This window comes from Sphingobium sp. WR1 (assembly GCF_059693745.1).
Genome location: NZ_JCATID010000018.1, coordinates 55578 through 79281, shown reverse-complemented (window position 1 = coordinate 79281; position 23704 = coordinate 55578). Strand labels below are relative to the sequence as shown.

25 protein-coding genes are annotated in these 23704 nt (G+C 66.5%); 14 read left to right on the top strand and 11 right to left on the bottom strand.

Going from position 1 to position 23704, the window contains the following annotated elements; genetic code table 11:
• Nucleotides 1–6: 6 nt before the first annotated feature.
• The 7 genes from AC58EF_RS19320 to AC58EF_RS19290 all read left to right on the top strand — a co-directional run bounded on the left by AC58EF_RS19320 (nt 7) and on the right by AC58EF_RS19290 (nt 6290).
• Complete coding sequence (locus AC58EF_RS19320; RefSeq protein WP_497278001.1) at nt 7–3111, top strand: efflux RND transporter permease subunit; 3105 nt, start codon at nt 7–9, stop codon at nt 3109–3111.
• Between the two features lie 24 nt (nt 3112–3135).
• On the top strand, nt 3136–3684 hold the full coding sequence (locus tag AC58EF_RS19315; protein WP_497278000.1) for a TspO/MBR family protein: 549 nt from the start codon (nt 3136–3138) through the stop codon (nt 3682–3684).
• A gap of 44 nt (nt 3685–3728) precedes the next feature.
• Nucleotides 3729–4040, top strand: a complete 312-nt coding sequence (locus AC58EF_RS19310; protein WP_497277999.1) for an accessory factor UbiK family protein — start codon at nt 3729–3731, stop codon at nt 4038–4040.
• Between the two features lie 42 nt (nt 4041–4082).
• Nucleotides 4083–4589 (top strand): type III secretion system chaperone family protein, encoded by a 507-nt coding sequence (locus tag AC58EF_RS19305; protein ID WP_497277998.1) that lies wholly within the window; start codon nt 4083–4085, stop codon nt 4587–4589.
• 4 nt (nt 4590–4593) lie between these two features.
• The gene (locus AC58EF_RS19300; protein WP_497277997.1) at nt 4594–5406 is read left to right on the top strand and encodes a pyrroline-5-carboxylate reductase family protein; all 813 of its coding nucleotides are present in this window, start codon (nt 4594–4596) and stop codon (nt 5404–5406) included.
• Nucleotides 5407–5468: 62 nt separating this feature from the next.
• On the top strand, nt 5469–5972 hold the full coding sequence (locus AC58EF_RS19295; protein ID WP_497277996.1) for an asparaginase domain-containing protein: 504 nt from the start codon (nt 5469–5471) through the stop codon (nt 5970–5972).
• Between the two features lie 78 nt (nt 5973–6050).
• Entirely contained in the window at nt 6051–6290 is a 240-nt protein-coding gene (locus tag AC58EF_RS19290; protein WP_497277995.1) for a hypothetical protein, read from the top strand.
• Nucleotides 6291–6402: 112 nt separating this feature from the next.
• Here AC58EF_RS19290 and AC58EF_RS19285 read toward each other — a convergent pair whose 3' ends face one another.
• The 4 genes from AC58EF_RS19285 to AC58EF_RS19270 all read right to left on the bottom strand — a co-directional run bounded on the left by AC58EF_RS19285 (nt 6403) and on the right by AC58EF_RS19270 (nt 10667).
• Nucleotides 6403–6930 carry a CarD family transcriptional regulator gene (locus tag AC58EF_RS19285; protein WP_325415495.1) on the bottom strand — a complete coding sequence of 176 codons (528 nt, stop codon included), beginning with the start codon at nt 6928–6930 and terminating at the stop codon, nt 6403–6405.
• A 258-nt stretch (nt 6931–7188) separates the two neighbouring features.
• The gene (gene fdxA, locus AC58EF_RS19280; RefSeq protein ID WP_497277994.1) at nt 7189–7527 is read right to left on the bottom strand and encodes a ferredoxin FdxA; all 339 of its coding nucleotides are present in this window, start codon (nt 7525–7527) and stop codon (nt 7189–7191) included.
• Between the two features lie 97 nt (nt 7528–7624).
• Complete coding sequence (locus AC58EF_RS19275) at nt 7625–7915, bottom strand: RNA-binding S4 domain-containing protein (protein ID WP_497277993.1); 291 nt, start codon at nt 7913–7915, stop codon at nt 7625–7627.
• Nucleotides 7908–10667, bottom strand: coding sequence for a helicase-related protein (locus AC58EF_RS19270; protein ID WP_497278063.1), 2760 nt, complete (start codon nt 10665–10667; stop codon nt 7908–7910). Before AC58EF_RS19270 ends, AC58EF_RS19275 begins: the two co-directional genes overlap by 8 nt.
• Nucleotides 10668–10868: 201 nt before the next feature.
• Here AC58EF_RS19270 and AC58EF_RS19265 point away from each other — a divergent pair, with 201 nt between their 5' ends.
• Complete coding sequence (locus AC58EF_RS19265) at nt 10869–12419, top strand: peptidoglycan DD-metalloendopeptidase family protein (RefSeq protein WP_497277992.1); 1551 nt, start codon at nt 10869–10871, stop codon at nt 12417–12419.
• 128 nt (nt 12420–12547) lie between these two features.
• Nucleotides 12548–13330, top strand: coding sequence for an NTP transferase domain-containing protein (locus AC58EF_RS19260; protein WP_497277991.1), 783 nt, complete (start codon nt 12548–12550; stop codon nt 13328–13330).
• A 104-nt stretch (nt 13331–13434) separates the two neighbouring features.
• Here the strand turns inward: AC58EF_RS19260 and AC58EF_RS19255 are convergent, their stop codons facing one another.
• Nucleotides 13435–14745 carry a lipopolysaccharide biosynthesis protein gene (locus tag AC58EF_RS19255; RefSeq protein ID WP_497278062.1) on the bottom strand — a complete coding sequence of 437 codons (1311 nt, stop codon included), beginning with the start codon at nt 14743–14745 and terminating at the stop codon, nt 13435–13437.
• A gap of 123 nt (nt 14746–14868) precedes the next feature.
• Between AC58EF_RS19255 and AC58EF_RS19250 the strand changes: the two genes are divergently transcribed.
• Nucleotides 14869–15639, top strand: coding sequence for a phosphocholine cytidylyltransferase family protein (locus AC58EF_RS19250; RefSeq protein ID WP_497277990.1), 771 nt, complete (start codon nt 14869–14871; stop codon nt 15637–15639).
• A gap of 145 nt (nt 15640–15784) precedes the next feature.
• Nucleotides 15785–15907 (top strand): hypothetical protein, encoded by a 123-nt coding sequence (locus AC58EF_RS19245; RefSeq protein WP_497277989.1) that lies wholly within the window; start codon nt 15785–15787, stop codon nt 15905–15907.
• A gap of 16 nt (nt 15908–15923) precedes the next feature.
• Here the strand turns inward: AC58EF_RS19245 and AC58EF_RS19240 are convergent, their stop codons facing one another.
• The 6 genes from AC58EF_RS19240 to AC58EF_RS19215 form a co-directional block, all read right to left on the bottom strand.
• Nucleotides 15924–16196, bottom strand: a complete 273-nt coding sequence (locus AC58EF_RS19240) for an HPr family phosphocarrier protein (RefSeq protein WP_497277988.1) — start codon at nt 16194–16196, stop codon at nt 15924–15926.
• The gene (locus AC58EF_RS19235; protein ID WP_497277987.1) at nt 16193–16597 is read right to left on the bottom strand and encodes a PTS sugar transporter subunit IIA; all 405 of its coding nucleotides are present in this window, start codon (nt 16595–16597) and stop codon (nt 16193–16195) included. Before AC58EF_RS19235 ends, AC58EF_RS19240 begins: the two co-directional genes overlap by 4 nt.
• A gap of 28 nt (nt 16598–16625) precedes the next feature.
• Nucleotides 16626–17558, bottom strand: a complete 933-nt coding sequence (rapZ, locus tag AC58EF_RS19230) for an RNase adapter RapZ (protein ID WP_497277985.1) — start codon at nt 17556–17558, stop codon at nt 16626–16628.
• Nucleotides 17555–17986, bottom strand: a complete 432-nt coding sequence (locus AC58EF_RS19225; RefSeq protein WP_497277984.1) for an HPr kinase/phosphorylase — start codon at nt 17984–17986, stop codon at nt 17555–17557. The genes rapZ and AC58EF_RS19225 overlap by 4 nt, the downstream gene beginning before the upstream one ends.
• A gap of 64 nt (nt 17987–18050) precedes the next feature.
• Nucleotides 18051–19646, bottom strand: coding sequence for a sensor histidine kinase (locus AC58EF_RS19220; protein ID WP_497277983.1), 1596 nt, complete (start codon nt 19644–19646; stop codon nt 18051–18053).
• A complete protein-coding gene (locus AC58EF_RS19215; protein ID WP_497277981.1) occupies nt 19615–20319 on the bottom strand; it encodes a response regulator transcription factor in 705 nt (234 codons plus the stop codon). Before AC58EF_RS19215 ends, AC58EF_RS19220 begins: the two co-directional genes overlap by 32 nt.
• Before the next feature lie 271 nt (nt 20320–20590).
• On the opposite strand from AC58EF_RS19215, the gene AC58EF_RS19210 reads away from it, so the two are divergent.
• The 3 genes from AC58EF_RS19210 (at nt 20591) to AC58EF_RS19200 (ending at nt 23618) form a co-directional block, all read left to right on the top strand.
• Entirely contained in the window at nt 20591–22192 is a 1602-nt protein-coding gene (locus AC58EF_RS19210; protein ID WP_497277980.1) for a phosphoenolpyruvate carboxykinase, read from the top strand.
• Between the two features lie 122 nt (nt 22193–22314).
• A complete protein-coding gene (locus AC58EF_RS19205; RefSeq protein WP_497277979.1) occupies nt 22315–22632 on the top strand; it encodes a hypothetical protein in 318 nt (105 codons plus the stop codon).
• A 170-nt stretch (nt 22633–22802) separates the two neighbouring features.
• On the top strand, nt 22803–23618 hold the full coding sequence (locus AC58EF_RS19200; RefSeq protein WP_497277977.1) for a ferredoxin--NADP reductase: 816 nt from the start codon (nt 22803–22805) through the stop codon (nt 23616–23618).
• Nucleotides 23619–23704: the final 86 nt, after the last annotated feature.

Below are 23704 nucleotides of genomic sequence, written 5' to 3'. Positions count from 1 at the left end.
CGCGCCATGCAGCTTTCCGACCTTTCCGTCCGCCGCCCCGTCTTCGCCGCCGTGGTCGCGGTGCTGCTCTGCATCGTCGGCGTGGTCGGCTGGATAAACCTGTCGGTCCGCGAATATCCCGACACCGATCCGCCGATCGTATCGGTCGAGACCGTCTATACCGGTGCGGCCGCGTCCGTCGTGGAAACCCGCATCACCCAGTTGATCGAGGATGCTGTCGCGGGCGTGCAGGGCATCCAGACCATCACCTCCACCTCGCAGGACGGCACGTCGGAAATCAATATCGAATTCGACCCGTCGCGCGATATCGACAGCGCCGCCAATGACGTGCGCGACCGCGTCGGATCGGTGACGGAGGATTTGCCGGAGGACGCGCTGGCGCCCGAGATCCGCAAGGTCGATTCCGACGCGCGGGCCATCCTTTTCCTCGCCTTCTCGCGCCCCGGCTGGTCGCCGATCCAGATCAGCGACTATCTCGACCGCACCATTGTCGATCGCTTCTCCGCGATCGACGGCGTCGCCCGCGTCAATATCGGCGGCGAGGCGCGGCCGTCGACCCGCATCTGGTTCAACGCGGAAAAGCTGGCCGCCTTCGGCCTGACCCCGGCCGATGTCGAGGCGGCGCTGCGCACCCAGAATGTCGAGCTGCCCGCTGGCCGCTTCGAATCGAAGGACCAGAACCAGACGCTGCGCGTCGAGCGGCCCTTCGCCACCCCCGACCAGTTCGCCGGCCTGGTGGTCGGACGCGGGGCGGACGGTCATCTGGTGACGCTGGGCGACGTCGCCCGGATCGAAGAGGGCGCGGAAAATCCCTATAGCAGCTTCCGATCCAACCAGGGCACGGCGATCGGCATCGGCATCATCCGCCAGTCGGGCGCCAATACTCTGGAGGTCGCGCAAAAGGCCAAGGCTCTGATCAAGGAGCTGGAACCGACCCTGCCCAAGGGCATGAAGGTCGCCATCGGCACCGACGAATCCCTGTTCATCGAGCGCGCGATCGAGAATGTCTACGACACGCTGATCGAGGCGGCGCTGCTCGTCATCCTCGTCATCTTCTTGTTCCTGGGATCGGTGCGGGCGACCATCATCCCGGCGGTGACGGTGCCGATCTGCCTGCTCGCCACCTGCGCGGTGATGTGGCTGCTGGGCCTGTCGATCAACCTGCTGACCCTGCTCGCCTTCGTGCTCGCCATCGGCCTGGTGGTCGACGACGCCATCGTCGTGCTGGAAAATGTCTATCACCGGGTCGAGCAGGGCGACGATCCGCTGGTCGCCGCCTATCTTGGCACGCGGCAGGTGGGCTTCGCGATCATTTCGACCACGCTCGTCGTCTGCGCCGTGTTCGTGCCGGTCATGTTCCTCGCGGGCCAGACGGGCCTGCTGTTCCGCGAACTCGCCATTGCGATGATCGCGGCCATCGGCTTTTCCGGCTTCATATCCTTGAGCCTCGCGCCGATGCTCTGCTCCAAGCTGCTCAACACCGCCGAACGCGGGCGGCTGGCGCGCTGGATCGACGATCGGTTCCAGTGGCTGGAGGGCGGCTATGCCCGCTGGCTCGACGGCGCGCTCAGGAAGCCGCTGCTGCCGTTGCTGGGCGTGCTGCTGTTCCTGGGCGTCGCGGGCTTCTTCTTCACCCGCCTGCCGAGCGAACTGGCCCCCGCCGAGGATACCGGCGTGGTCGAAGCGCAGATCAGCGCGCCCGAAGGCACCGGTTTCGACCGGATGATGGCCTATATGAAGAAGGTCGAGAATGATCTCGCCTTCCTGCGCAGGGACGGGACGCTCCAGAATCTGGTCATCCGCACGCCGGCCGGCTTCGGCGCCACCGACGATTTCAATAGCGGGACCGTCATCGCCTTCCTGCGCCCGTGGGAGGATCGCACCATCACCACGGCGGAGGTCGCGACCATCATCAACCGGGTGATCGCCGACCAGCCGGGCGTGCGCGGTAACGCCGCGCCGCGATCGGGGCTGGGGCGCGGGCGCGGCCTGCCGGTCAATATCGTGCTGGCGGGGGCCACCTATGAAGGGCTGGTCGCCGCGCGCGACCGGATCATGGCCGCCGCCGCCGACTATCCCGGCCTCATCAACCTCGACAGCGATTATAAGGAAACCAAGCCGCAGATGCGGATCGACACCGATCTGCAACGCGCCGGCGATCTGGGCGTGTCGGTGAACGATGTCAGCCAGGCGCTGCAGAGCCTGCTCGGGTCGCGTCGCGTCACCACCTATGTCGACCGGGGCGAGGAATATCGGGTGCTGGTGCAGGCGGAGGATGAAGGCCGCCGGACCAAGGCCGATCTGGAGCGGATCAATGTCCGCAGCCGCACAGGCGCGCTGGTGCCGCTGTCCGCGCTGGTGACGATCCGCGAAGTGGCCGGACCGCGCGAACTCCACCGCTACAACAAGCTGCGCGCCATCACCCTGACGGCGGCGCTGGCGCCCGGCACCTCGCTCGGGCAGGCGCTTGCCTATCTGGAGGATCAGGCGCGCCAGTCGCCCGAAGTGCTGGCGATCGGCTATCGCGGCGAAAGCCAATCCTTGCGCGAAACCGGCGGGTCGATCTGGCTGGTCTTCGGCCTCACCATCCTGCTTGTCTATCTGCTGCTCGCCGCCCAGTTCGAAAGCTTCATCCATCCCGGCGTCATCATCGCCACCGTGCCTCTGGCGGTGGCGGGCGGCGCGCTGGGGCTGGCGCTCACCGGCGGTTCGATCAACCTCTACAGCCAGATCGGCATCGTCATGCTGGTCGGCCTTGCCGCCAAGAACGGCATCCTGATCGTCGAATTCGCCAACCAGCTGCGCGACGAGGGGATAGAGATTGCCGAGGCGATCCGCGAAGCCGCCAGGCGCCGCCTGCGCCCGATCCTGATGACATCGATCGCGACCGTGATCGGCGCGGTGCCGCTGGTGCTGCGCGGCGGGGCGGGGGCGGCGGCGCGCCATTCGATCGGCGTGGTGGTGGTGTTCGGCGTCAGCCTGGCGACGCTGATCACGCTGTTCCTGATCCCGATCTTCTATTCGCGCGTTGCCAAGCGCACGGTTTCTCCGCAAACCGTCAGCCGCAAACTGGATTCGGCGCTCAAGGATTCACCCGAACCGGCCGAGTGACATGCGTGGGGAGTGTTGCTTTCGATGAACGAGATTGCGTCCCAGGGTCAGTTACGTCTCGCCTATCTCCGTTGGGCGCTGGTTACGGTTCCCGCCATCGTCTTTCTCGGTTTCCTGTCGGGCAGGTTCGCCAATAGCGGCTATGGCAATCGCTGGTTCGACGCGCTGGAAAAGCCTGCATTGATGCCGCCGGGCTGGGCGTTCGGCGTCGTCTGGTCCATTCTCTACGTGCTGATGGCGCTGGCTTTCGCCATCGTCCTCCATGCGCGGGGGGCGAAGGGGCGGGGCGCGGCGATCGCGCTGTTCCTGATCCAGTTGCTGATGAACCTCGCCTGGTCGCCGCTCTTCTTCCGCGCGCATCAGGTGGGCGGCGCGCTGGCGCTGATCCTGGTCCTGTGCGTCGTCGTGGCGGCTACAGCGGCGCTTTTCTGGCGTATCCGGCGCCTCGCGGGCGCGTTGCTGCTGCCCTATCTCTGCTGGCTGGCCTTCGCCGCCTTCCTCACCTATGAGATCGGCCGCCTGAACCCGGAGGCCGCGACCCTTGTCGCGCCGGCGCTCAAGACCCAGATATGAATTTCGGGCGCACGGATTCGCGCGCCGCAAAGAGGACAAGTGCAATGCAGAGCGAAAACCGCTTTTTCGACGATCTGGCCAAGCTGGTGAACGGCGCCGCCGGCACGGTGGCGGGCATGACGCGCGAGTTCGAGTCCAACGCGCGTGAACGCGCCAAGGAATGGATCGGCGGCATGGAATTCGTGTCGCGCGAGGAATTTGACGCGGTCAAGGCGCTCGCCGCCGCCGCGCGCGAGGAGGTGGAGCTGCTCAAGGCCCGGCTCGACGCGCTGGAGGGCAAGAGCGGCGAACCCGTCACCAAGAGCGTCAAGGCCGCCAAGTCCAAGGCGACGGACGCGGCCAAGGACGCGGATTGATCCCGTCTGTCCTTTCGCCGCCCGCGGTGATAAGGCGCGCCGATGATGGATAGCGACGAATTTGAACATGGCGGCCAGGAAGCCGCGCCGATCGATATGCTGGCGGCCTATTTCGAAGCGCATGGCTGGAGTTTCGATCAGGTCGGCGAAGATGAGATCGTCGCGAACACCCAGGGCAGCTGGGCGCAATATGAGTTGCGCGGCATCTGGCGCGATGAGGATCAGGTGCTTCAGATGCTCGCCATGCCCGACATCCGGGTGAGCGAGGACAAGCGCGCCACCATCTACGAGACGCTGGGGCTGATCAACGAGCAGCTGTGGCTCGGCCATTTCGAACTCTGGTCGTCCAGCGGCATCGTGTTGTTCCGCCATGGCGCGCTGCTGGGCGCGGGCGGCACGCTGACGCTCGATCAGGCGCAATTGCTGGTCGAAACCGCGATCGACGAATGCGAGCGCTTCTACCCGGTGTTCCAGTTCGTGCTGTGGGGCGGCAAGACGCCGAGCGAGGCGATTTCCGCCAGCCTGATCGAAACCCGCGGCGAAGCCTGATCGCATGACCGCGGCCTGGCCCGATCATCTCTTCCTCGTCGGCTGCGGCAATATGGCGGGGCAGATGCTTGTCCGCTGGCTGGATTGCGGCCTTGATCCCGCGCGCGTCACCGTGCTGCGCCCCAGCGGCAGGCCGGTGGCCGATGGCGTGAAGGTCGTGACCGGCTATCCCGCCGCGCTGCCGGACGGGACGACGGCGCTGCTGGGCATGAAGCCCTACCAGATCGCCGATGTCGCCGCCGCTCTGGCGCCGCTCTGCGGGGACGGGACGCGGATCGTCTCGATCCTCGCCGGCACGACGCTGGCCGACTTGCGGGCCCGCTTCCCGGCCGCCCGCGACATCGTGCGCGCCATGCCCAATCTGCCGGTGGGGCTGGGGGAAGGCGTGGTCGCGCTGTTCACCGATGCGACGACATCGGACGCCGCGAAGAGTGACATCGACGCCCTGATCCAGCCGCTGGGCCTGGCCGAATGGATCGCCGACGAGGCGCTGTTCAACCAGGTTACGGCGCTGTCGGGCTGCGGCCCGGCCTTCCTGTTCCGCTTCGTCGATGCGCTGGCGCGGGCGGGCGAGGTGATCGGCATCCCTGCCGATCAGGCGGCGCGCATGGCGCTGGCGACGGTTCGGGGATCGGCCAGCATGGCCGCCCGCGCCGATGACAGCCCGGCAACGCTCGCCGACCGGGTCGCCAGCCCCGGCGGCATGACGCGGCAGGGGCTGAATGTCCTCGACGCCGACGACCGGCTGCTGACGCTGCTCACCGACACGCTGGCCGCCGCCCGCGACCGGGGCGAGGCAATGGCGCGCGGGGAATAAGGACGGTTTCGGGGACGCGCCATTTGGGCTAAGGCGCGCGAAAATCGACCCCGGAGCGCCTCATGTTGTCCCCTGAAACCCCGATCCTGCTGCTCACCACCGGCGGCACCATCGACAAAATCTATTTCGACGCCCTGTCCGACTATCAGGTCGGCGAGACGGTGATGGCCAAGCTGCTGGAAATTGCCCGCGTCAAGCGCCCCTTCCGCATCGAGGAAGTCACGCGCAAGGACAGCCTGGAACTGGACGACAGCGACCGCGCACTGATCGCCGCCCGCTGCGCCGCCGCGCGGGAACGGCATATCGTCATCACCCATGGCACCGACACCATGACCGAGACAGCGAAGCAGCTGAAGGACATAGCCGGCAAGACGATCGTGCTGGTCGGCGCGCTCGCCCCGGCGCGCTTTGGCGAAAGCGACGCCAGCTTCAACCTGGGCATGGCGTTCGCCACGGCGCAGGTGGCGGAGCCGGGCGTCTACATCACCATGAGCGGCTCGGTCTTCCGCGCCGACAAGGTGGTGAAGGATCGCGCCCGGGGCGCCTTCGTGCCGGTCGAGGACTGACCGCGCCCGCGCCGTGCCGGAACCTTGGCCGCCGCCCGCGCATTGAAAAGGCGGGTGGCGCGACGAGGAGGATGACATATGACCGATTATCAGGAGCGTCCGGCAACGACGACGACGGTGATCGAAAAGCGCGGCGGCGGCATGACGCTCGCGATCCTGCTGCTGGTGGTCGTGGTGGCGGTCGCCGCCTTTTTCCTGATCAGCAGCGAAAGCCGCAAGGACGATGCGGTGTCGACCGCCGCGACCCAGGTCGGGCAGGCCGCGAGCGATGTAGGCGACGCGGCCAAGGATGCGGCCGGCGCGGTCAAGGACGAGTAAGGCCGCGGGCGATTCCGACGCCCTTAAGCCATTAAAAAAGGGGCGTCCCGACCTGATCGGAACGCCCCTTCCTGTATCAGCCTGCCGTGATCAGCTCGGCGGAAATCGGGTTTCAGCCCTCGACGCGGACGTGCCTGGGGGCCGCTTCGTTGAGGATGCGCAGGATCTTCTTCAGCGCGGTCGGCTCGTCCGTCTCTTCCATCGCCGCCAGCTCGCGGGCGAGGCGGCTGGATGCCGCTTCGAAGATCTGGCGCTCGGAATAGCTCTGTTCGGGCTGGTCGTCGGCGCGGAACAGGTCGCGGGTCACTTCGGCGATCGACACCAGGTCGCCCGAATTGATCTTCGCTTCATATTCCTGGGCACGGCGCGACCACATGGTGCGCTTGACCTTGGGCTTGCCCTTCAGCGTTTCCATCGATTCTTCGAGGGTCTTGTTGGAGGACAGCTTGCGCATCCCCACGCCCTCGGCCTTGTTGGTGGGCACGCGGAGCGTCATGCGCTCCTTTTCGAAGCGGAGCACATACAGCTCCAACTCCATGCCAGCAATCTGCTCCTTCTGCAGCTCGATCACACGGCCAACGCCATGCTTGGGATAAACGACATAATCACCAACGTCAAAGGACAGCGCCTTGGCAGCCATTTGATACCTTTCCAATTCAACTGGGGGACGGGCCGGCGCGGTGCAGAGGGGCAAAAGCCATAAGCTGGCCAAATGCTATGCGCGTCCGCGGCGCGACCCGCCAAGACATGAAGTTTATTCTCCGGGGCCGGATAGGGGGCATCCGGCCGTTGGTGCGCTATTTAGCAGATTCGTAACAAAATTACCACCCCTAGACACAAAGTCTGGGGGTGTGCCGCAATCCGGGACGCTAATAGGGGCGGCGCAGGGCCGCCCGGATCAGTTACCCGCGCCCGGTTCGGCGGAGAAGAACTGCTCCAGCTTGTTCGCGACGCCGTTCATTTCCTCGGCATCGGCGGGCGCGTCGCCCTTGACCGTGATGTTCGGCCATTCGGCGGAATATTTGGTGTTGAGTTCCAACCATTTTTCCAGACCGTTCTCGGTATCGGGCAGGATCGCCTCGGCCGGGCATTCCGGTTCGCACACGCCGCAGTCGATACATTCGTTGGGATTGATGACCAGCATGTTCTCGCCCTCGTAGAAACAGTCCACGGGGCAGACCTCGACGCAATCCATATATTTGCAGCGGATGCAGTTGTCGGTCACGACATAGGTCATTGTCAGGGCACTCTATCGTTTGGAAAAGCGCGGCCCTGCTATGCCCGGCGCGCGCGAAGGTCAATGAGGATATTGTTGGCCGCCAACAGCCTGAACTTCAGCCCCCGACCGTCAGTTCCTCATAACAGGCCTGGGCTTCGGGCGCGGGGCCGCGCCGGGCCGGCAGCTGCACCACCCGCACGACCCGCACGCCGCTGGGATGGGGAAAGGTGATGAGGTCGCCCGAACGCACCGGCGCATGGGCGCGGTCGACCCGACGGCCGTTCAGGCGGATATGCCCGTCCTCCGCCAGCTTCTGCGCGGTCGACCGGCTTTTAGACAGGCGCGCGAACCACAGAAACTTGTCGATCCGCAGCGCCGGTCCATGGCCGGGAACCGTGTCAGCCATTGCGGCCCAGCAACTCGGCCAGGCCGGCAAAGGCGTTGTTGGCGGGGGCAGGGGTGCTGCCTGCCGAAGCGGCGCGGGCCTGGCCGCCATCCTTGCCGGGGTGACGCTTATTGCCGCCGGGCTTGGCGCTGCGCGGCTGCTGGCCGTGCTGCGGGCGATCGGGGCGCGCCTTTTGCCGGCCGCGGAAGGCCCAGTTGGCGCCGGGTGCGGCGGGCGGCGCTTCGGTCCCTTCTGCGCTCTCCGTGGCTTCCCCACTTTCCGTCTCCGGCGCCGGGACGGGCGCCGCCGCCGGAGTCACCGGGCGGAAGCCGGCAAGGCGCATCAGTTGCAGAAAGGCCGCTTCGGACAAACCCAGGGACACGATCTGCGGGCTGCCATGGGTGAACGGCTCATTCCGGGCGATCGTTTCATGCGCGGTGCGGGCCATGCGTTCTGCCATGTCGATGCGCAGCATCTGCTCGCCGAACCCGCGGAAGCCCGCGATGCGCGCGCCCATCTGCGCGGGTTTCTCGCCCGCCGGGATCAGGGTCAGGCCCGGCTGGGGCAGCGGCAGGCAGGGCTTGGCGATGCGCGCGGCCAGCAGCGCCGAACGCCAGCGCGCCGCGCCGGGCTTGAGCAGGCCGGGATGATAGATGTCGAGCACGCCGATATCGATCCCCGCCTTGCGCAGCAGATGGCGCTGTTCCTTGTCGAGATGGCCCAGCGCCGAATCGAGTTCGGTCCGCGCGATCACGCCGCCGGCGTCCGCGAGCTGGGCGAAGACGGCGCGCACCACCGGAGGCACGGCGGGATCGGCGGCGCTTTCCGCCATCTTCACCAGCGGCAGGAGATGCTTCTGCTTTTGCGCCTCGAACCAGGCGGCGAGGCGGGCGACGACCTGCTTCTGCACATCCTGGCCCAGGCTGAGAAGCGCGCGATCCAGCCGGATTTCTGGCGCCAGCAGGCTCGGTCCCGTCAGCAGGGTCGCCACGGGCGTCTCGCCCCAGGCAATGCCCGGATTCTGTCCCGCCTCATCCAGAAGCGCAAAATCCGCGTCCGCCGCAGCAACCAGTTCGTCAGCCTTCACTCGCAATACCTTTCCAAGGCGCCGGTCCGCGGCCGCCAACAGCATCTTTCGATCCTGATGCCGCGTAGCGGGATCGACCGAGAATCGGAAGCCGTCAAGTCGTCCGATCGTCTCGCCATCGACACAGACGCTCCCATCGGCCTCCACCGTGACCGGCAGGTTGCTGGCATTCTGGCCGATATCGCGCAGCAGGACGGATGTGCGCCGATCGACGAAACGCTGCGTCAGCGCGGCGTGCAGCGCGTCGGACAGCTTCTCTTCCAGCGCGCGCGTGCGCTCCGCCATCTCGGCCGGATGGGCGAGCCAGTCGGGGCGGTGCGCGATATAGGACCAGGTCCGCGCCGCCGCGATCCGGCCCGACAGCGTGTCGATATCGCCCTGCACCGAATCGAGCCGGGCGAGATTCTGGGCGAACCAGTCGCGCGGAATATGGCCGCTCCCCTCCGACAGAAAGCGCCAGATGCGGCTGACGGTGCGGGCATGATGTTCTGCGCCCAGCTTCTGGAAATCGGGCAGGCCGCACGCGGTCCAGAGCCGCTCCACCTGCTTTTTTCCCTGCGCGCGTTCGATCACCAACGGATCGTCGGCCAGCCGCCGCAGCACGGCATGGTCGATGGCCTCCGGCGCGGCGCGCAGTTCGGGGCGCTCGGGCTTCTGCTCCAGGTCGAACAGCAGATGGTCCAGCCGGTCGGTGCGCGGCGTGCCGTCGCGCCAGAAAAGTTGCTCGACCGGCGGAAAGCGATGCGCTTCGATCGCCTCGATTTCCTCCGGCGTGAAGGCGGCGTCGCCATCCTCATGGCCCAGGCTGCCGAAGGTTCCGTCCCTGTGATGGCGGCCCGCGCGCCCGGCGATCTGAGCCATTTCGCTGACGGTCAGGCGGCGGGTGCGCCGCCCGTCATACTTGCGCAGCGAGGCGAAGGCGACATGGGCGACGTCGAGGTTCAGCCCCATGCCGATCGCGTCGGTCGCGACCAGATAGTCGACCTCGCCATTCAGGAACATCTGCACCTGCGCGTTGCGGGTGCGGGGGGAGAGCGCGCCCATCACCACCGCCGCGCCGCCCCGGAAACGGCGCAGCATTTCGGCCACGGCATAGACTTCCTCGGCGGAGAAGGCGACGATGGCGGAGCGCTTGGGCAGGCGGGACAGCTTCTTCGCGCCGGCATAGGAGAGGGTGGAAAAGCGCGGCCGGCCGATGATCTCCACGTCGGGCACCAGCGCCTTGACGAGGCGGCTGATGGTCGCGGAGCCGAGGATCATCGTCTCCTCGCGGCCGCGCGCGCGCAGCAGCCGGTCGGTGAAGATATGGCCGCGTTCCGGGTCCGATCCCAGCTGCGCCTCGTCCAGCGCGACGAAGGCGAAATCGTCCTTCGTGCCGGATTCGCGCCCGCCGCTTATTTGTGCGGCTCCGGCCTGCCGGCCTGCGCCGATGGGCATGGATTCGGCCGTGCAGAGGAAATAGCGCGCCTGCGGCGGCACGATCTTTTCCTCGCCGGTGATGAGCGCCACCTGGTTGGCGCCCTTGATCGCGACCACCCGGTCATAGACCTCGCGCGCCAGCAGGCGCAGCGGAAAGCCCATCATGCCGCTCGAATGGCCGCACATGCGCTCGACGGCGAGGTGGGTTTTGCCGGTGTTGGTTGGCCCGAGGACGGCGGTGACGGGCGAACGGGCGAAGGAAGCCATGATGCGGCCTATGTCGGGGAGGATGCGCGCCGGGGCAAGGGGATTCGGCGGTTCCATCCGCTTTGCTGCGCCGGTCCAGCCGGTTGCACGCTTTATCGCATGGGCGACTCGGGGCGCCCCATCTTAAATTGACTTTAACCCTGCCGGGTTCACAACGGCGCCGCCGACGCATAAAGCGGTGCGGGGTCGGCGATAACGACAATGCCCTTGGGGGTCGCGGGTTTGTATCAGGATAGCCAGTTCGGGTTTCAGCAGGGCGGCGCGTCCGTATCCCTGTGGCTGGCGGATTCGCTCACCCATAAGGCTCCCGTGCGGCCGCAGGACTGGCGCAGCCGCCTGCGCGACTGGGCCGAGGATGTGGAGCTGGTCCCCGACCTTGGCCAGCGCATCGGCAGCCTCACCTGGTTTCGCGGCCTGGCCACCTGTTTCGGCCTGTGCGCCACCGCCCTCTATCTTTCCCCCGGTTTCCAGCCGGTGCCCGGCGCGCCCGGTCCGACGCTCAGCGACGCGCATTATGACGAAGTGCGCAGCCAGATGATCACTCCCCTGGCGCTGGGCGCGGACAGCGGCCGGCACATGGGGCCGACCGACGCCGTCCAGCCGCTGCGCGAAACGCCCGAACGCCCGCAGATCGAACTCAGCGCGCAGGTCGGCAGCAGCGACACCCTGCCCCGCGCCCTGTCGCGCGCGGGTGTCAGCAGCGGCGATGTCGCGACCATCATGGCGTTGGTCGGCGGCGATATCGATGCGGGGGTGAAGCCGGGCACCAGGCTCGACATCCTCCTGGGCCGCCGCGCCAGCCGCGACCGGCCCCGGCCGCTCGACAAGCTCGCTTTCCGCGCCCGGCTGGATCTGGCGCTGGAACTGACGCGCGCCGGCGGCGTGCTGTCGGTGAAGCGAATCCCCATCCGCGTCGACGATACGCCGCTGCGCATCCAGGGCGTGGTCGGGGACAGTATCTATCGTTCGGCCCGCGCGGTCGGCGCGCCGCCCAAGGCGGTGCAGGCCTTCCTGCGCGTCATCGCGCAGCAGGTCGACCTGAGTGGCATCGGCGCGGGCGACCGTTATGACATCGTCACCGAATATCGCCGCGCCGAAACCGGCGATGTGGAGGTGGGTGAGCTGCTCTATGCCGGCCTGAAACGGTCGCGCGGCAAGGCGGTGAACATGCTCAAATGGACCAGGGACGGCCGGACCGAATGGTTCGAGGCGTCGGGCGTGGGCGAACGGCGCGGCGTATTGTCGGCGCCGGTGGCCGGACGCATGTCGTCAGGCTATGGCCGGCGCCGCCACCCGATACTGGGCTATACGCGAATGCACGCGGGCATCGACTTTGCCGCGCGTTATGGCTCTCCCATCTATGCCGTGACCGACGGCGTGGTCGCCTTTGCCGGACGGCATGGCGGCCACGGCAATTATGTCCGCATCCAGCATGGCGGCGGCCTCGCCACCGGCTATGCGCATATGAGCCGCATCGCCGCCGTGCCGGGCCAGCGGGTGCGGCGGGGCCAGGTGATCGGCTATGTCGGCTCGACCGGCCTGTCGACCGGGCCGCATCTCCATTATGAACTGTATCGCGGCGGCGCGACGGTCAATCCGCTGTCGGTCAAGTTCACCACCACGGCGCAGCTTGCCGGCCGCGAACTCGCCGCCTTCCGCGCGCGCCTCGCCCAATATCAGGGGCTGCGCGTCGGCCTGCACGACAGTTTCGCGCAAAAGGCGTCGGCCGCCGGGGTCGTATCTGGTAAGTAAAATCATCCGTTCGCCCTGAGCCTGTCGAAGGGCGCGCGCAACGCCCTTCGACAGGCTCAGGGCGAACGGAGATAGAGCGCACCGCAAATGCGCTTCCCGCGTTCCGTCCACTCCGCTAACGCACAGCGATGACAGCTTCCGTTACCGCCATCCTGCTTGCAGGCGCGCGCCCCATTCCCGATCCGCTGGCCATCGCCGCGGGCGTGCCGGTCAAGCCGCTTGCGCCCGTCGGCGGCGAGCCGATGATCAACCGCCCGGCCCGCGCCTTGCTCGATCATCCCGCGATCGGGCGGCTGATCGTCCTGACCCAGCGGCCCGATGTCTTCGCCGCCGATCCCGCCACCGCCTGGCTCGCCGACCATCCGCGCGTGCGGTTCGAAAGGGGTGGGCAGGGGATCGCCGCCTCGCTGCTGGCGCTGATGGCGGCGGGCGACCTGCCCTTTCCGCTGCTGCTGACGACCGCCGACCATGTGCTGCTGGACGGAGGGATGCTGGACCAGTTCGTCGGCGAGGCGCAGGGCGCGGATATCGCCGTCGCCATGGTGGAGCGAGAGACGCTGCTGGCGCGCTACCCGGAATCGCGCCGCACCTGGCTCAAATTCCGCGACGGCTGGTGGTCGGGCGCGAACATCTTCTGGTTCGGCAGCGCGAAGGCGCGACCCGTGATCGCGCTCTGGCAGGAGGTGGAGCAGGACCGGAAAAAGGGCTGGAAGATCGTGTCCGCCTTCGGTCCCTTCGCGCTGATCGGCGCGCTGCTGCGCATCCTGACCCTGCGCGGCGGGATCGCGCGCATGGGGCGGCGCTTCGGCCTGATCGCGCGGCTGGTGGCGATGAACAGCGCCGAAGCCTGCATCGATGCCGACAAGCCGGCCGACGTGACGCTGATCGAAGCGATTCTTGCCGGTCGCTAGAAAGCTACGCCGTTCGCTTCGAGCCCGTCGACTGCCTGCCTGCGGCAGGCGCTCAGGATAAACTGTGTCTCGACTTCGCTCGACACGAACGGAGGTGGGAGCAATCAGATATTCGTCGCCATCGCCCGGCGGCTGGCGAGGCCCATCATCGCGAAGCTGGCCAGCGCGGTGATGATGTTGGCCATCGCCGCGCCCTTCGTCCCGAAATGCGGCAGGAGCGCGGATTGCAGCCCCAGCAGCAGGAAGGTCGATATGAAGGTGATGCGCAGCGACAGACCCGCCCGGTCGGTCGCCATCAGCAGCGGGCGGTAGCTGACCCCGATCAGGTCGATGCAGGCCGACACGCCCAGCATCAGCAGCAGCGGATAGGCGGGCAGGAATTCCTTGCCCGCGATCAGGCCGAGCAGCGGATGGCCGATCGTCACGATCAGGCCGATGATGACCGCGCCCGCCGCCAGCGCCAGCCGGTTGGTGCGGCGGAACAGGTCGCCCAGCGCTTCCGCGCCCTGGGCGCTGGTGCGCGACAGTTCGACGAAGATGCTGCGCGAGAGCAGGCTGCTGATCTTGGTCAGCGAATTGGCGAGCTGGTTGGCGAGCCGGTATAGACCCGCGCCGGTCGGCCCGACGAAGGCGCCGACGATCAGCACCGCCACCTGCTGGCTGATCGAGCCGAGGCTGGTCTGAAGATTGGTGGCGGTCAGGAAGCCGATGATACCCGGATTTTCCGCGCGCGCGTCGAGCGCCCGGCCCGCGCGCCAGTTGCCGATGCGGCCGCGCCCGACGCGCAGCGCCAGCCACCAATAAGTGAGCGCGCAAAGCAGTTCGGAAAAGGCCCAGGCGATCAGGAAGCCGGTGATGCTGGGCATGACCGCCAGCGCCACAACCGCGCCGATCATCCGGCCCACCGGGATCATGGTTTCGGCGAAAGCGGCCGAATCGAACCGGTCGAACAGGCGCAGCACGCCGGTCGGGCTGGACCGGATCGTGATCATCATCACCATGCAGAACAGCCAGGCCTGTAAGCCGGCGCCCGGTCCCAGCTCCAGCGCGCCGCCGAAGATCAGGATGATGGCGGCCGCGATGACGCCGCCGGCGAGCGCCGAGGTCAGATCGATGACGATGCAGAAGCGCAACACGCGGTTCAATGCGTCGCCATTGCCGTCCGCCAGATGCGGCTGGCCGTAGCGCACGACGATCTGCCAGCTGTCGAAGCTGGTCAGCGCCTTGATGACGTTGGCGGCGCTCAGCACCAGCGCGAAGCGGCCGAAATCCTCGACCCCCAGCGTGCGGGTGACGATGGCGAGATAGGCGAGGCTGAGCACCGCGCCCACGCCCTTGCCGCCCAGCAGCCAGCCGGTATTGGCCAGGATGCGGGCGAAGCCATCGCCTGCCGCGCCCGATCCGCGCTTGAACATCACTTTGACTGCCGGCCTTTCCTGTCCGATGCCGGTCGTCCGGCGCGCGCCTATCTAGGCGTTGCGGCCGCCTGTTTGAAGCCGCCTTTTTTTCGGCCCAATTGCGCGTTAACAGCGCGCGCCATGACGATCAGCAAAGCCATCATCCTTTCCGCCGGCCAGGGCTCGCGCCTGTTGCCGCTGACCCGCGACATCCCCAAATGCATGATCGACTTCAACGGTCGGAGCCTCATCAGCTGGCAGGTCGCTGCGCTGGTGGCCAATGGCGTGACCGACATCGTCGTCGTCACCGGCTTCCGCACCGAACGGGTCGAGGATCATGCGCTGCAACTCTATCGCGACACCGGCGCGCGCATCCGCACCGTGTTCAACCCCTTCTTCCAGGTCGCCGACAACCTCGGCACCTGCTGGATCGTGCGGGAGGAGATGGACCGCGACTTCATCATCCTGAACGGCGACACCATCATATCGGACGAGATCGTCAGCAAGCTGGTGGACGGCGCGCAGGACGCGATCACCGTCACCGTCGACGTCAAGCCGGACGGCGAATATGATGATGACGACATGAAGGTGAACCGCGATTCGTCCGGCCGCCTGCGCGCCATTGGCAAGCGCTTGCTGCCGCCGGACACCAATGCCGAATCGATCGGTATGCTGGCGTTCAAGGGCGAAGGCCCGGCGATCTTCCGCAACCAGATCGACCAGATGATGCGCACGCCCGAGGGCGTCGAGCGCTGGTATCTGCGCGCCATCGACATCATCGCCAAGGGCAATCGCGTCGGCACCGTCTCGATCGAGGGGCTGGAATGGCAGGAAGTCGATTTCCCCCAGGATGTCGTGGCGGCGAAGGCGCTGACGGCGAAGTGGGCGGCCGAAGGGCGCTACGCGAAATAGGTTATCGGCTCGGCGTAGGCGGGATATGGTTCCAGTCCGTTAACCCTCATTATGGACTGATGCGGCATGGCGTGATCCCCGTCACGGCGGACAGGATGCAGGAATGCAATAGCCGCGGCGACTCCTGAGAAGAGAAAGGTCGTCCGTGGATCAAGAGCTTAACACCTATTGCCGGCCCATGTCGATTTTCGAGAAATGCCAGGTCGCGATCGCCAGCGGTATCGCCATCGGGCTGGTCGCGGGATTCCTGGTCCAATTTCTGGGCTAAGCGCCCTCCGTGCCGCTCACTCCTCGCCGAACTTGTCCTCGACCAGGGTGACGAGCTTGCCGAGCGAATCGGCGGCCTCGGGGCCGGTGGCCTTGATGACGATGCTGTCGCCCATCGCCGCGCCCAGCATCATCAGGCCCATGATCGACGTGCCGGTGACATGGTTGCCGTCCTTGCTGACGACGATGTCGGCGGGAAGGCCGCTGGCCAGGGTCACGAACTTGGCGCTGGCGCGCGCATGAAGGCCGCGCTTGTTGCTGATCCGTACTTCCTGGCTGATTTCATTCATGCGGTGCTGCCCAACAGTTCCGACGCTACGCTGATATATTTCTGCCCGGCTTCGCGCGCGGCGGCAACCGCGGCGCGCACGTCCATCACCTTGCGCGCGCTTTCCAGGCGGATGAGCATGGGGAGGTTGATGCCGGCGATCACTTCGATCTCGCCCGCCTTGAGCAGCGAGATGGCGAGGTTGGACGGGGTGCCGCCGAACAGATCGGTCAACAGGATGACGCCGCTGCCGTCATTGACGTGCGCGACCGCCGCGGCGATATCCGCGCGGCGCAATTCCATGTCATCCTCCGGCCCGATACAGATCGTCTCGATCTGCTGCTGCGGTCCCACGACATGCTCCATCGCCACGACGAATTCCGTCGCGAGCGATCCATGGGTGACGAGTACGAGTCCGATCATCTGCTTTCGCGGCCCACCTTTGTCATGATTATGCTTTCGGGCCTCCCGGTCGGCGCTTCTCCAGACTGTCCTGCGGCGCCGATTCTATATTGCGGTGCAAGACCGTGGGCGAAAAGCCCGCCGCTTGCAAGTGCCTCGCGACCCGTTCGGCGACGTGGACGGAACGGTGCCGCCCCCCGGTGCAGCCGAAAGCCACGGTAATGTAGGTCTTTCCGCTTTCCGCATAGCGGGGCAGCAGGGTGACGAGCAGATCCTCGATCCTGCCGACCGAATCCGCATAGGCCGGGTCTTCCATCACATAGGCGGCGACGTCCGGGTCCAGGCCGGTCTTCGCGCGCAACGCCTCGTCCCAATGCGGATTGCGCAGATAGCGCATGTCGAACATCAGGTCTGCGTTGCGGGGCACGCCGCGCGAAAAGCCGAAGGAGAGGACGGTCAGCACCGGTTCCGACAGCCCCTCCCGCGAGAAGCGGTTGCGGATTTCCTGTTGCAGGGCGTTGCTGGTGAAGCTGGTGGTGTCGATCACCTGCGTCGACCAGCGGCGCAGCGGCTCGGTCAGTTCGCGTTCGCGGGCGATGCCGTCGGCGGCCGGACGGTCGAGCGCCAGCGGGTGGCGGCGGCGCGTCTCGGCGAAGCGGCGCTCCAACTCGGTGCCCGAACAGTCGAGGAACAGGGTCTCGACATCATGGCCGTGGCGTTCGCGCAGCGCCTTGATCCGCTGGACGATGGCGTTGCCGTCGAAACCGCGGGTGCGTGCGTCGATGCCCAGCGCCAGCGGCCGGTCGTCGCCCGCCGCATGGCCGGCGGGCAAAGGCGTGTCGAGCAGCCGGTCGAGCAGGACGAGGGGGAGGTTGTCGACCACTTCCCAGCCCATATCCTCCAGCGTCTTGAGCGCCGTAGTCTTGCCCGCGCCGGACAGGCCGGACACGAGCAGGATCGTTTTGGGATGGGCGGGAGTCATAAAGGCGCAAGCGTCCGCAGCGCCAGTTCGACCTTGATCGCGGCCGATATTTCGAACGGCGCGATCTTGATCACCGGCACCTGAAGCCCGGCGATCGCGCGGAACAGCGGGTCGAGCGGCATCCGGTCGACCTTGTCGAACAGGTCGGCGAGCAGGGCGACGGGCGCATCCTCATGCGGCATGTCGACGATGCCCAGGCCGCGCACCTCCATCTTGCCCGCGATCGTGTCCGGCGCGGTGGCGATCAGCGCACCGTCGATGCGCTTCACCAGCGTATAATCGTCGCTGACCAGGGTGGCGCCCCGGTCGATCAGGCGCAGGGCGAGGTCCGACTTGCCGACGCCGCTCGGTCCGGCCAGCAGGACGGCGCGGCCGCCAATGGCCACGCTGGTCGCATGAAGCGTTTCGGATGAAAGTGCGCGCGCCATAGCCCCGCCATCCTTCTAGCCGCAGTTGGAAGCGATGGCTATGCCCGTGGCGCCCGTTCCTGTACTATTCCGAAACGATCCCCGGATCGCGCGCGACCGCCATGGGCAGGCGGACGACGAAGCTGGCGCCGCTCAGCGCATCCTCGCGGTCGCCGATGCTGATCCGGCCCTGATGCCCCTCCACGATGGAACGGGCGATGGCGAGGCCAAGGCCCGAATGCTTGCCAAACGCCTCGCCCTCCGGCCGGACGCTGTGGAAGCGACGGAAGACATGCTCGCGCTCCGACACGGGGACGCCCGGCCCTTCATCCTCGACACTGACCAGCACCTGGTCGTCGGCGACGGTGGCGATGATCCGCACCAGCCCGCCTTCGGGCGAGAAGGAAACGGCATTGTCGATGAGATTGTCGAGCACGCGGACGAGCCGCGCTTCCTCGCCCAGCACGACCGCGACATCCTTGCGCGGGCGGGCGAAGGCCAGGCGGACGCCGCGCGGCACGCCCCGCGCTTCGCGGGCGAGCACCATCTTTTCGATGAGGAGACCAAGGTCGATCGGTTCGAACCGGGTGCGGGAGAGTTCGGCGTCGACGCGCGAGGCTTCGGCGATGTCGGTGACGAGCCGGTCGAGTCGGCGGACATCGTCCTGCGCGATGGCCATCAACTGCGCGCGCAGGTCGGGCCGGTCGACCCGGTCGAGCGAATCGAGCGCGGAGCGTAGCGAGGCGATCGGGTTCTTCAGTTCATGGCTGACATCGGCGGCGAAGGCGTCGGTCGCGTCGATCCGCTGGCGCAGCGCATGGCTCATGTCGGACAGGGCGCGGGCGAGCATCCCGATCTCGTCGCGGCGCTCGGGCAGGCGGGGCACGGTGACTTCGCGCGCCCGGCCCAGGCGCACGCGAACGGCGGCGCGGGCGAGACGCTGGAGCGGCTGGACGATCGTGCGGGCGAGGAACAGCGAGAGGAGGACCGAGGCCAGCACCGCGACGGCGAGCACCATGCCCAGGCGCAGCCGTTCGGCGCGGACGGTGCGGGTGATGTCGCGCGCATTTTCGGTGGCGAGCAGGTTGCTCCCGTCCTTCACCGCGACGGCGGCGGAGATCATGAAGGTGCGGTCGGGCGCATAGCGGTTCAGCGCCTGGGGCTGGCGCGTCTTGCGGGCCAGCATGACCTCCGGCCAGGCGGTGGCGCGGTCGACCACCGGCTCCTCGAAATCGGGCGGACGGTCGGCCGAAACGACCCGGTCGACCAGCTTGTCTAGGAAACGCGCGACATGGCGCTGCCATTCCTCTTCGGACGGCAGGCGCAGGCGATAGCGCGGCGCGTCCATGGCGAAGCTGTCGGCGGCCAGCGCCCCGTCCGCGCCATAGCGGCGCACGCGGTCGCCGGTCTGGCGGGCATAGGCGGCGATCAGCGCGTTCTGCCGGTCCGCGGGCGCATTTTCGAGGCCGATGGCGAGCAGCTTCAACTCGCGCGCCGACTGTTCCAGTCGATCGTCGACGATGCGCGTGCGATAGGAATCGAGATAGAAGAAGCCGCCCGCCAGCAGGGCGAGCGCGAACACGTTCACCGCCAGGATGCGCGGGGTGAGGCTGAGCCGCCCCGACCAGCGCACCGCGAGCGGCGCGCAGTCATTCTTCTGTGAAGCGGTATCCGGCGCCATAGAGCGTGTCGATTGCGTTGAAATCGGAGTCCACCTCGCGGAACTTGCGGCGGAGCCGCTTGATATGGCTGTCGATCGTGCGGTCGTCGACATAGACGTCGTCCTGATAGGCGGCGTCCATCAGCTGGTTGCGATTCTTGACCACGCCGGGCCGCTGGGCGAGCGTTTCCAGGATCAGGAATTCGGTGACGGTCAGGGTCACGTCCTTGCCGCCCCATTTCACCCGGTGCCGGGCCGGGTCCATTTCCAGCCGGCCGCGCAGGATCGGTTCGGCGACCGGCTCGTCCGGCGCGTCGGCTATCTGGCTCACCTCGGCGCGGCGCAGGATGGCGCGGATGCGCGCTATCAGCAGCCGCTGCGAGAAGGGCTTGGAGATATAATCGTCCGCGCCCATGGCAAGACCCAGTGCCTCGTCCAGCTCGTCCGCCTTGGACGTCAGGAAGATGACCGGCATCCGGCTCTTTTCGCGCAGGCGGCGCAGCAGTTCGAGGCCATCCATGCGCGGCATCTTGATATCGAAGACGGCAAGGTCGGCGGGATTGTCCAGCAGCGCCTTCAGCGCCCCTTCCGGGTCGGAATAGATGCGCGTCATGAAGCCTTCGGCCTGGAGCGCGATCGACACGGAGGTCAGGATATTCTTGTCATCATCCACAAGGGCGATGGTTGCGGTCATGCGGCTACCCGGAATGAGCAGAAAGTTGATGGTTCCGAGCGTTAGACGATGGCCGGCCCCGCCGCAAGGAAGCGGTGGCGGCACGCTCTGCGGTGCAGACGCCGATATTCGGGACGAATGGCCTTCTCCCCCGATTTGACGGCTGTTCCGCAAAGCCCTATGCCCGATGCGTCCGCGGCCATGCCCCCGCCCGAGAGAGGCGGGGCATGTGGACGGACCGGATGCCAGATAAAAATCGGCGATCCGACATTGTTAGATCAGGAGTAAAGGCGTGCAGGCCAAATCCTCAATCACCCTGGCTGACCAGGGCATTTCCGTGCGTGCCGACCAGTTCTGGAACCTCGGCACGGCGCCGCTGGTCGAGGCGGCCATCCGCAACGGGGAAGGCATATTGTCGAAGGACGGCCCGCTGGTCGTGAAGACCGGCAAGCATACCGGCCGATCGGCAAGCGACAAGTTCATCGTCCGCGACGCCGAAACCGACAGCACCGTGTGGTGGGGCAACACCAACGTCCCCATGACCCCGGAGCATTTCGCCGCGCTGAAGGAAGACTTCTTCAAGGCGCTGGGCGAGAAGGAGACGCTCTACGTCGCCGACCTGTTCGGCGGTTCGCAGCCCGAGCATCGCGTCAATGTCCGCGTCATCAACGAGCGCGCCTGGCACAACCTGTTCATCCGCACCCTGCTGGTGCGCCCCACGGCCGATGAACTGGCGGGCTTCGCGCCCGAATATACCATCATCGACCTGCCGACCTTCCAGGCCGATCCGGCCCGCCACGGCACCCGCAGCGAAACCGTGATCGCGGTCAACTTCACCGAGAAGCTGATCCTGATCGGTGGCACCAGCTATGCCGGCGAGATGAAGAAGTCGGTGTTCGGCATCCTCAACTATCTGCTGCCGGTGAAGGGCGTGATGCCGATGCATTGCTCCGCCAATATCGGCGCGAACGGGGACACCGCCGTCTTCTTCGGCCTGTCGGGCACGGGCAAGACCACCCTGTCTGCCGACGCCAGCCGCACCTTGATCGGTGACGACGAGCATGGCTGGTCGGACACCGCCGTCTTCAATTTCGAAGGCGGCTGCTACGCCAAGATGATCAACCTGTCGGCCGAGGCCGAGCCGGAGATCTTCGCCACCACCAAGCGCTTCGGCACGGTGCTGGAAAATGTCGTGATCGACGAGGAAAGCCGCACGATCGACCTGGACGACAACTCGCTGGCCGAAAACAGCCGTGGCTCCTACCCGATCGACTTCATCCCGAACACGTCGGAGAAGAATCTGGGTCAGGTCCCGAAGAATATCATCTTCCTGACCGCCGACGCCTATGGCGTGCTGCCGCCGATCGCGCGGCTGACCCCGGAACAGGCCATGTATCACTTCCTGTCGGGCTATACCGCGCGCGTCGCGGGCACCGAGATCGGCGTGACCGAGCCGACCGCCACCTTCTCGACCTGCTTCGGCGCGCCCTTCATGCCGCGCCATCCGTCGGTCTATGGCAATCTGCTGAAGGAGCGGATCAACAAGGGCGGCGTCACCTGCTGGCTGGTCAATACCGGCTGGGCGGGCGGCAAGGCGACCATGCCGGGCATCAAGCGTATGCCGATCAAGGTGACGCGCGCGCTGCTGAACGCCGCGCTCGACGGCAGCCTGAACAGCGCCGAGTTCCGCACCGATCCGAACTTCGGCTTCCAGGTGCCGGTGGCGGTGCCGGGCGTCGATACGACCATCCTCGACCCGCGCGCCATGTGGGCCGACAAGAACGCCTATGACGAAACCGCCGCGACCCTGGTCAAGGCGTTCGTGGACAATTTCGCCCAGTTCGTGGACCATGTCGACGATGGCGTGCGCGGCGCGGCGCTGACCGCGGCCTGATCCCGCGGCCTGACCGTAGCGGCAGATGCATTGCAGGAGCCGGAGGGGCGACCCTCCGGCTCTTTTGCTTTGGATCAAGAGGATAGGCTGCTATTCTGGCGACCAACCTTCATGCGGGAGTCATGGGCATGTTCGAAGATCTGATTGGCAAATTCGGCGGGCTGGAAGCGATTGCGGCGCAGATCGGCGTCAGCCCCGAGCAGATGCAGGGGCTGATGAGCGAGATCAGCGCCAAGATCGGTTCGGGCGAAACCAGCGTGTCGGCCCTGGCCGAGACGGCGGCCGAACATGGCGTGTCGGCCGACAAGTTGCAGGAACTGCTGGGCGCGTTCGGCGGGCCGGAAGCGATATTGGGCAAGCTGGGCGGCTTTTTCGACAAGGATGGCGACGGCAATCCGCTCAACGAACTGGGCGGGATCGCCAAGGGCCTGTTCGGCTAAGGAGGGGGAAGCTGCGCCTGGCAATGGGCGTCCTTTGCCGGGCGCAAGTTTTTTTGGCCTTGCCTTGGGGGTGCGGAAGGGCCATTTGCGGACTACGCCATTATTGCGAATGATCCGCAACTGGCGCTGCCCTGTCGAGGGTGGCGAGGACGCTATGCAAGGATAAGGTCTTGACCGACGTGACGATCGAAAAGCCGGTTCTGGAACCGACCGGCGCGCTTTCCGTGGAAACCGTGCTGTCGGTGAAGCACTGGAACGAGCATCTGTTCAGCTTCCGCATCACCCGCCCCGCCAGCTTCCGCTTCCGGTCGGGCGAATTCATCATGATCGGCCTGAAGGGCGACAATGGCAAGCCGCTGCTGCGCGCCTATTCGGTCGCCAGCCCGGCGTGGGACGAGGAACTGGAGTTTCTGTCGATCAAGGTGCAGGACGGCCCGTTGACGTCGAAATTGCAGCTGATCCAGCCGGGCGACCAGATCTATCTCGGCCGCAAGCCAACCGGCACGCTCGTCACCGACGCGCTGCTGCCGGGCAAGCGGCTGTTCATGCTGTCGACCGGCACGGGCCTTGCGCCCTTCCTGAGCCTGTCGCGCGACCCGGACGTCTATGAATTTTACGAGCAGGTCGCCGTCGTCCATTCGGTGCGCCGGGTGAGCGACCTCGCCTTCCGCGAGGAAATGGAAGGCAAGCTGGCGGAAGACCCGCTGGTCGCCGAACAGGCCGCGACCCAGTTCCATTATGTGCCGACCTGCACGCGCGAGCCGTTCCACAACAATGTCCGCATCGACAAGCTGGTCGAAAGCGGCAAGCTGTTCGAGGGCATTCCGGGTCCGGCGAAGTTCGACCCCGAAACCGACCGGATCATGATGTGCGGCAGCATGGAGATGATCAAGCAGTTCGCGGCCTATTTCGAGGAAAATGGCTTTACCGAAGGCTCCAATGCAGCGCCGGGGCAGTTCGTGATCGAGCGGGCGTTCGTGGGCTGAGGGCTGACACAGAGAGATTGGAAAGGGCCGGGGGTGATTCTCCGGCCCTTTTTGCGCTGAGTTCCGTTCGCTTCGAGCGAAGTCGA

Coding starts and splice junctions, on each gene's coding strand:
- AC58EF_RS19300 (WP_497277997.1), top strand. CDS start 4,594: ATGACCGCGGCCTGGCCCGATCATCTCTTCCTCGTCGGCTGCGGCAAT.
- AC58EF_RS19225 (WP_497277984.1), bottom strand. CDS start 17,986: ATGGCGCGCGCACTTTCATCCGAAACGCTTCATGCGACCAGCGTGGCC.
- AC58EF_RS19315 (WP_497278000.1), top strand. CDS start 3,136: ATGAACGAGATTGCGTCCCAGGGTCAGTTACGTCTCGCCTATCTCCGT.
- rapZ (WP_497277985.1), bottom strand. CDS start 17,558: ATGACTCCCGCCCATCCCAAAACGATCCTGCTCGTGTCCGGCCTGTCC.
- AC58EF_RS19235 (WP_497277987.1), bottom strand. CDS start 16,597: ATGATCGGACTCGTACTCGTCACCCATGGATCGCTCGCGACGGAATTC.
- AC58EF_RS19260 (WP_497277991.1), top strand. CDS start 12,548: ATGACAGCTTCCGTTACCGCCATCCTGCTTGCAGGCGCGCGCCCCATT.
- AC58EF_RS19255 (WP_497278062.1), bottom strand. CDS start 14,745: ATGTTCAAGCGCGGATCGGGCGCGGCAGGCGATGGCTTCGCCCGCATC.
- AC58EF_RS19285 (WP_325415495.1), bottom strand. CDS start 6,930: ATGGCTGCCAAGGCGCTGTCCTTTGACGTTGGTGATTATGTCGTTTAT.
- AC58EF_RS19310 (WP_497277999.1), top strand. CDS start 3,729: ATGCAGAGCGAAAACCGCTTTTTCGACGATCTGGCCAAGCTGGTGAAC.
- AC58EF_RS19205 (WP_497277979.1), top strand. CDS start 22,315: ATGGGCATGTTCGAAGATCTGATTGGCAAATTCGGCGGGCTGGAAGCG.
- fdxA (WP_497277994.1), bottom strand. CDS start 7,527: ATGACCTATGTCGTGACCGACAACTGCATCCGCTGCAAATATATGGAT.
- AC58EF_RS19320 (WP_497278001.1), top strand. CDS start 7: ATGCAGCTTTCCGACCTTTCCGTCCGCCGCCCCGTCTTCGCCGCCGTG.
- AC58EF_RS19240 (WP_497277988.1), bottom strand. CDS start 16,196: ATGAATGAAATCAGCCAGGAAGTACGGATCAGCAACAAGCGCGGCCTT.
- AC58EF_RS19295 (WP_497277996.1), top strand. CDS start 5,469: ATGTTGTCCCCTGAAACCCCGATCCTGCTGCTCACCACCGGCGGCACC.
- AC58EF_RS19220 (WP_497277983.1), bottom strand. CDS start 19,646: ATGGCGCCGGATACCGCTTCACAGAAGAATGACTGCGCGCCGCTCGCG.
- AC58EF_RS19265 (WP_497277992.1), top strand. CDS start 10,869: ATGCCCTTGGGGGTCGCGGGTTTGTATCAGGATAGCCAGTTCGGGTTT.
- AC58EF_RS19250 (WP_497277990.1), top strand. CDS start 14,869: ATGACGATCAGCAAAGCCATCATCCTTTCCGCCGGCCAGGGCTCGCGC.
- AC58EF_RS19290 (WP_497277995.1), top strand. CDS start 6,051: ATGACCGATTATCAGGAGCGTCCGGCAACGACGACGACGGTGATCGAA.
- AC58EF_RS19275 (WP_497277993.1), bottom strand. CDS start 7,915: ATGGCTGACACGGTTCCCGGCCATGGACCGGCGCTGCGGATCGACAAG.
- AC58EF_RS19215 (WP_497277981.1), bottom strand. CDS start 20,319: ATGACCGCAACCATCGCCCTTGTGGATGATGACAAGAATATCCTGACC.
- AC58EF_RS19305 (WP_497277998.1), top strand. CDS start 4,083: ATGATGGATAGCGACGAATTTGAACATGGCGGCCAGGAAGCCGCGCCG.
- AC58EF_RS19270 (WP_497278063.1), bottom strand. CDS start 10,667: ATGGCTTCCTTCGCCCGTTCGCCCGTCACCGCCGTCCTCGGGCCAACC.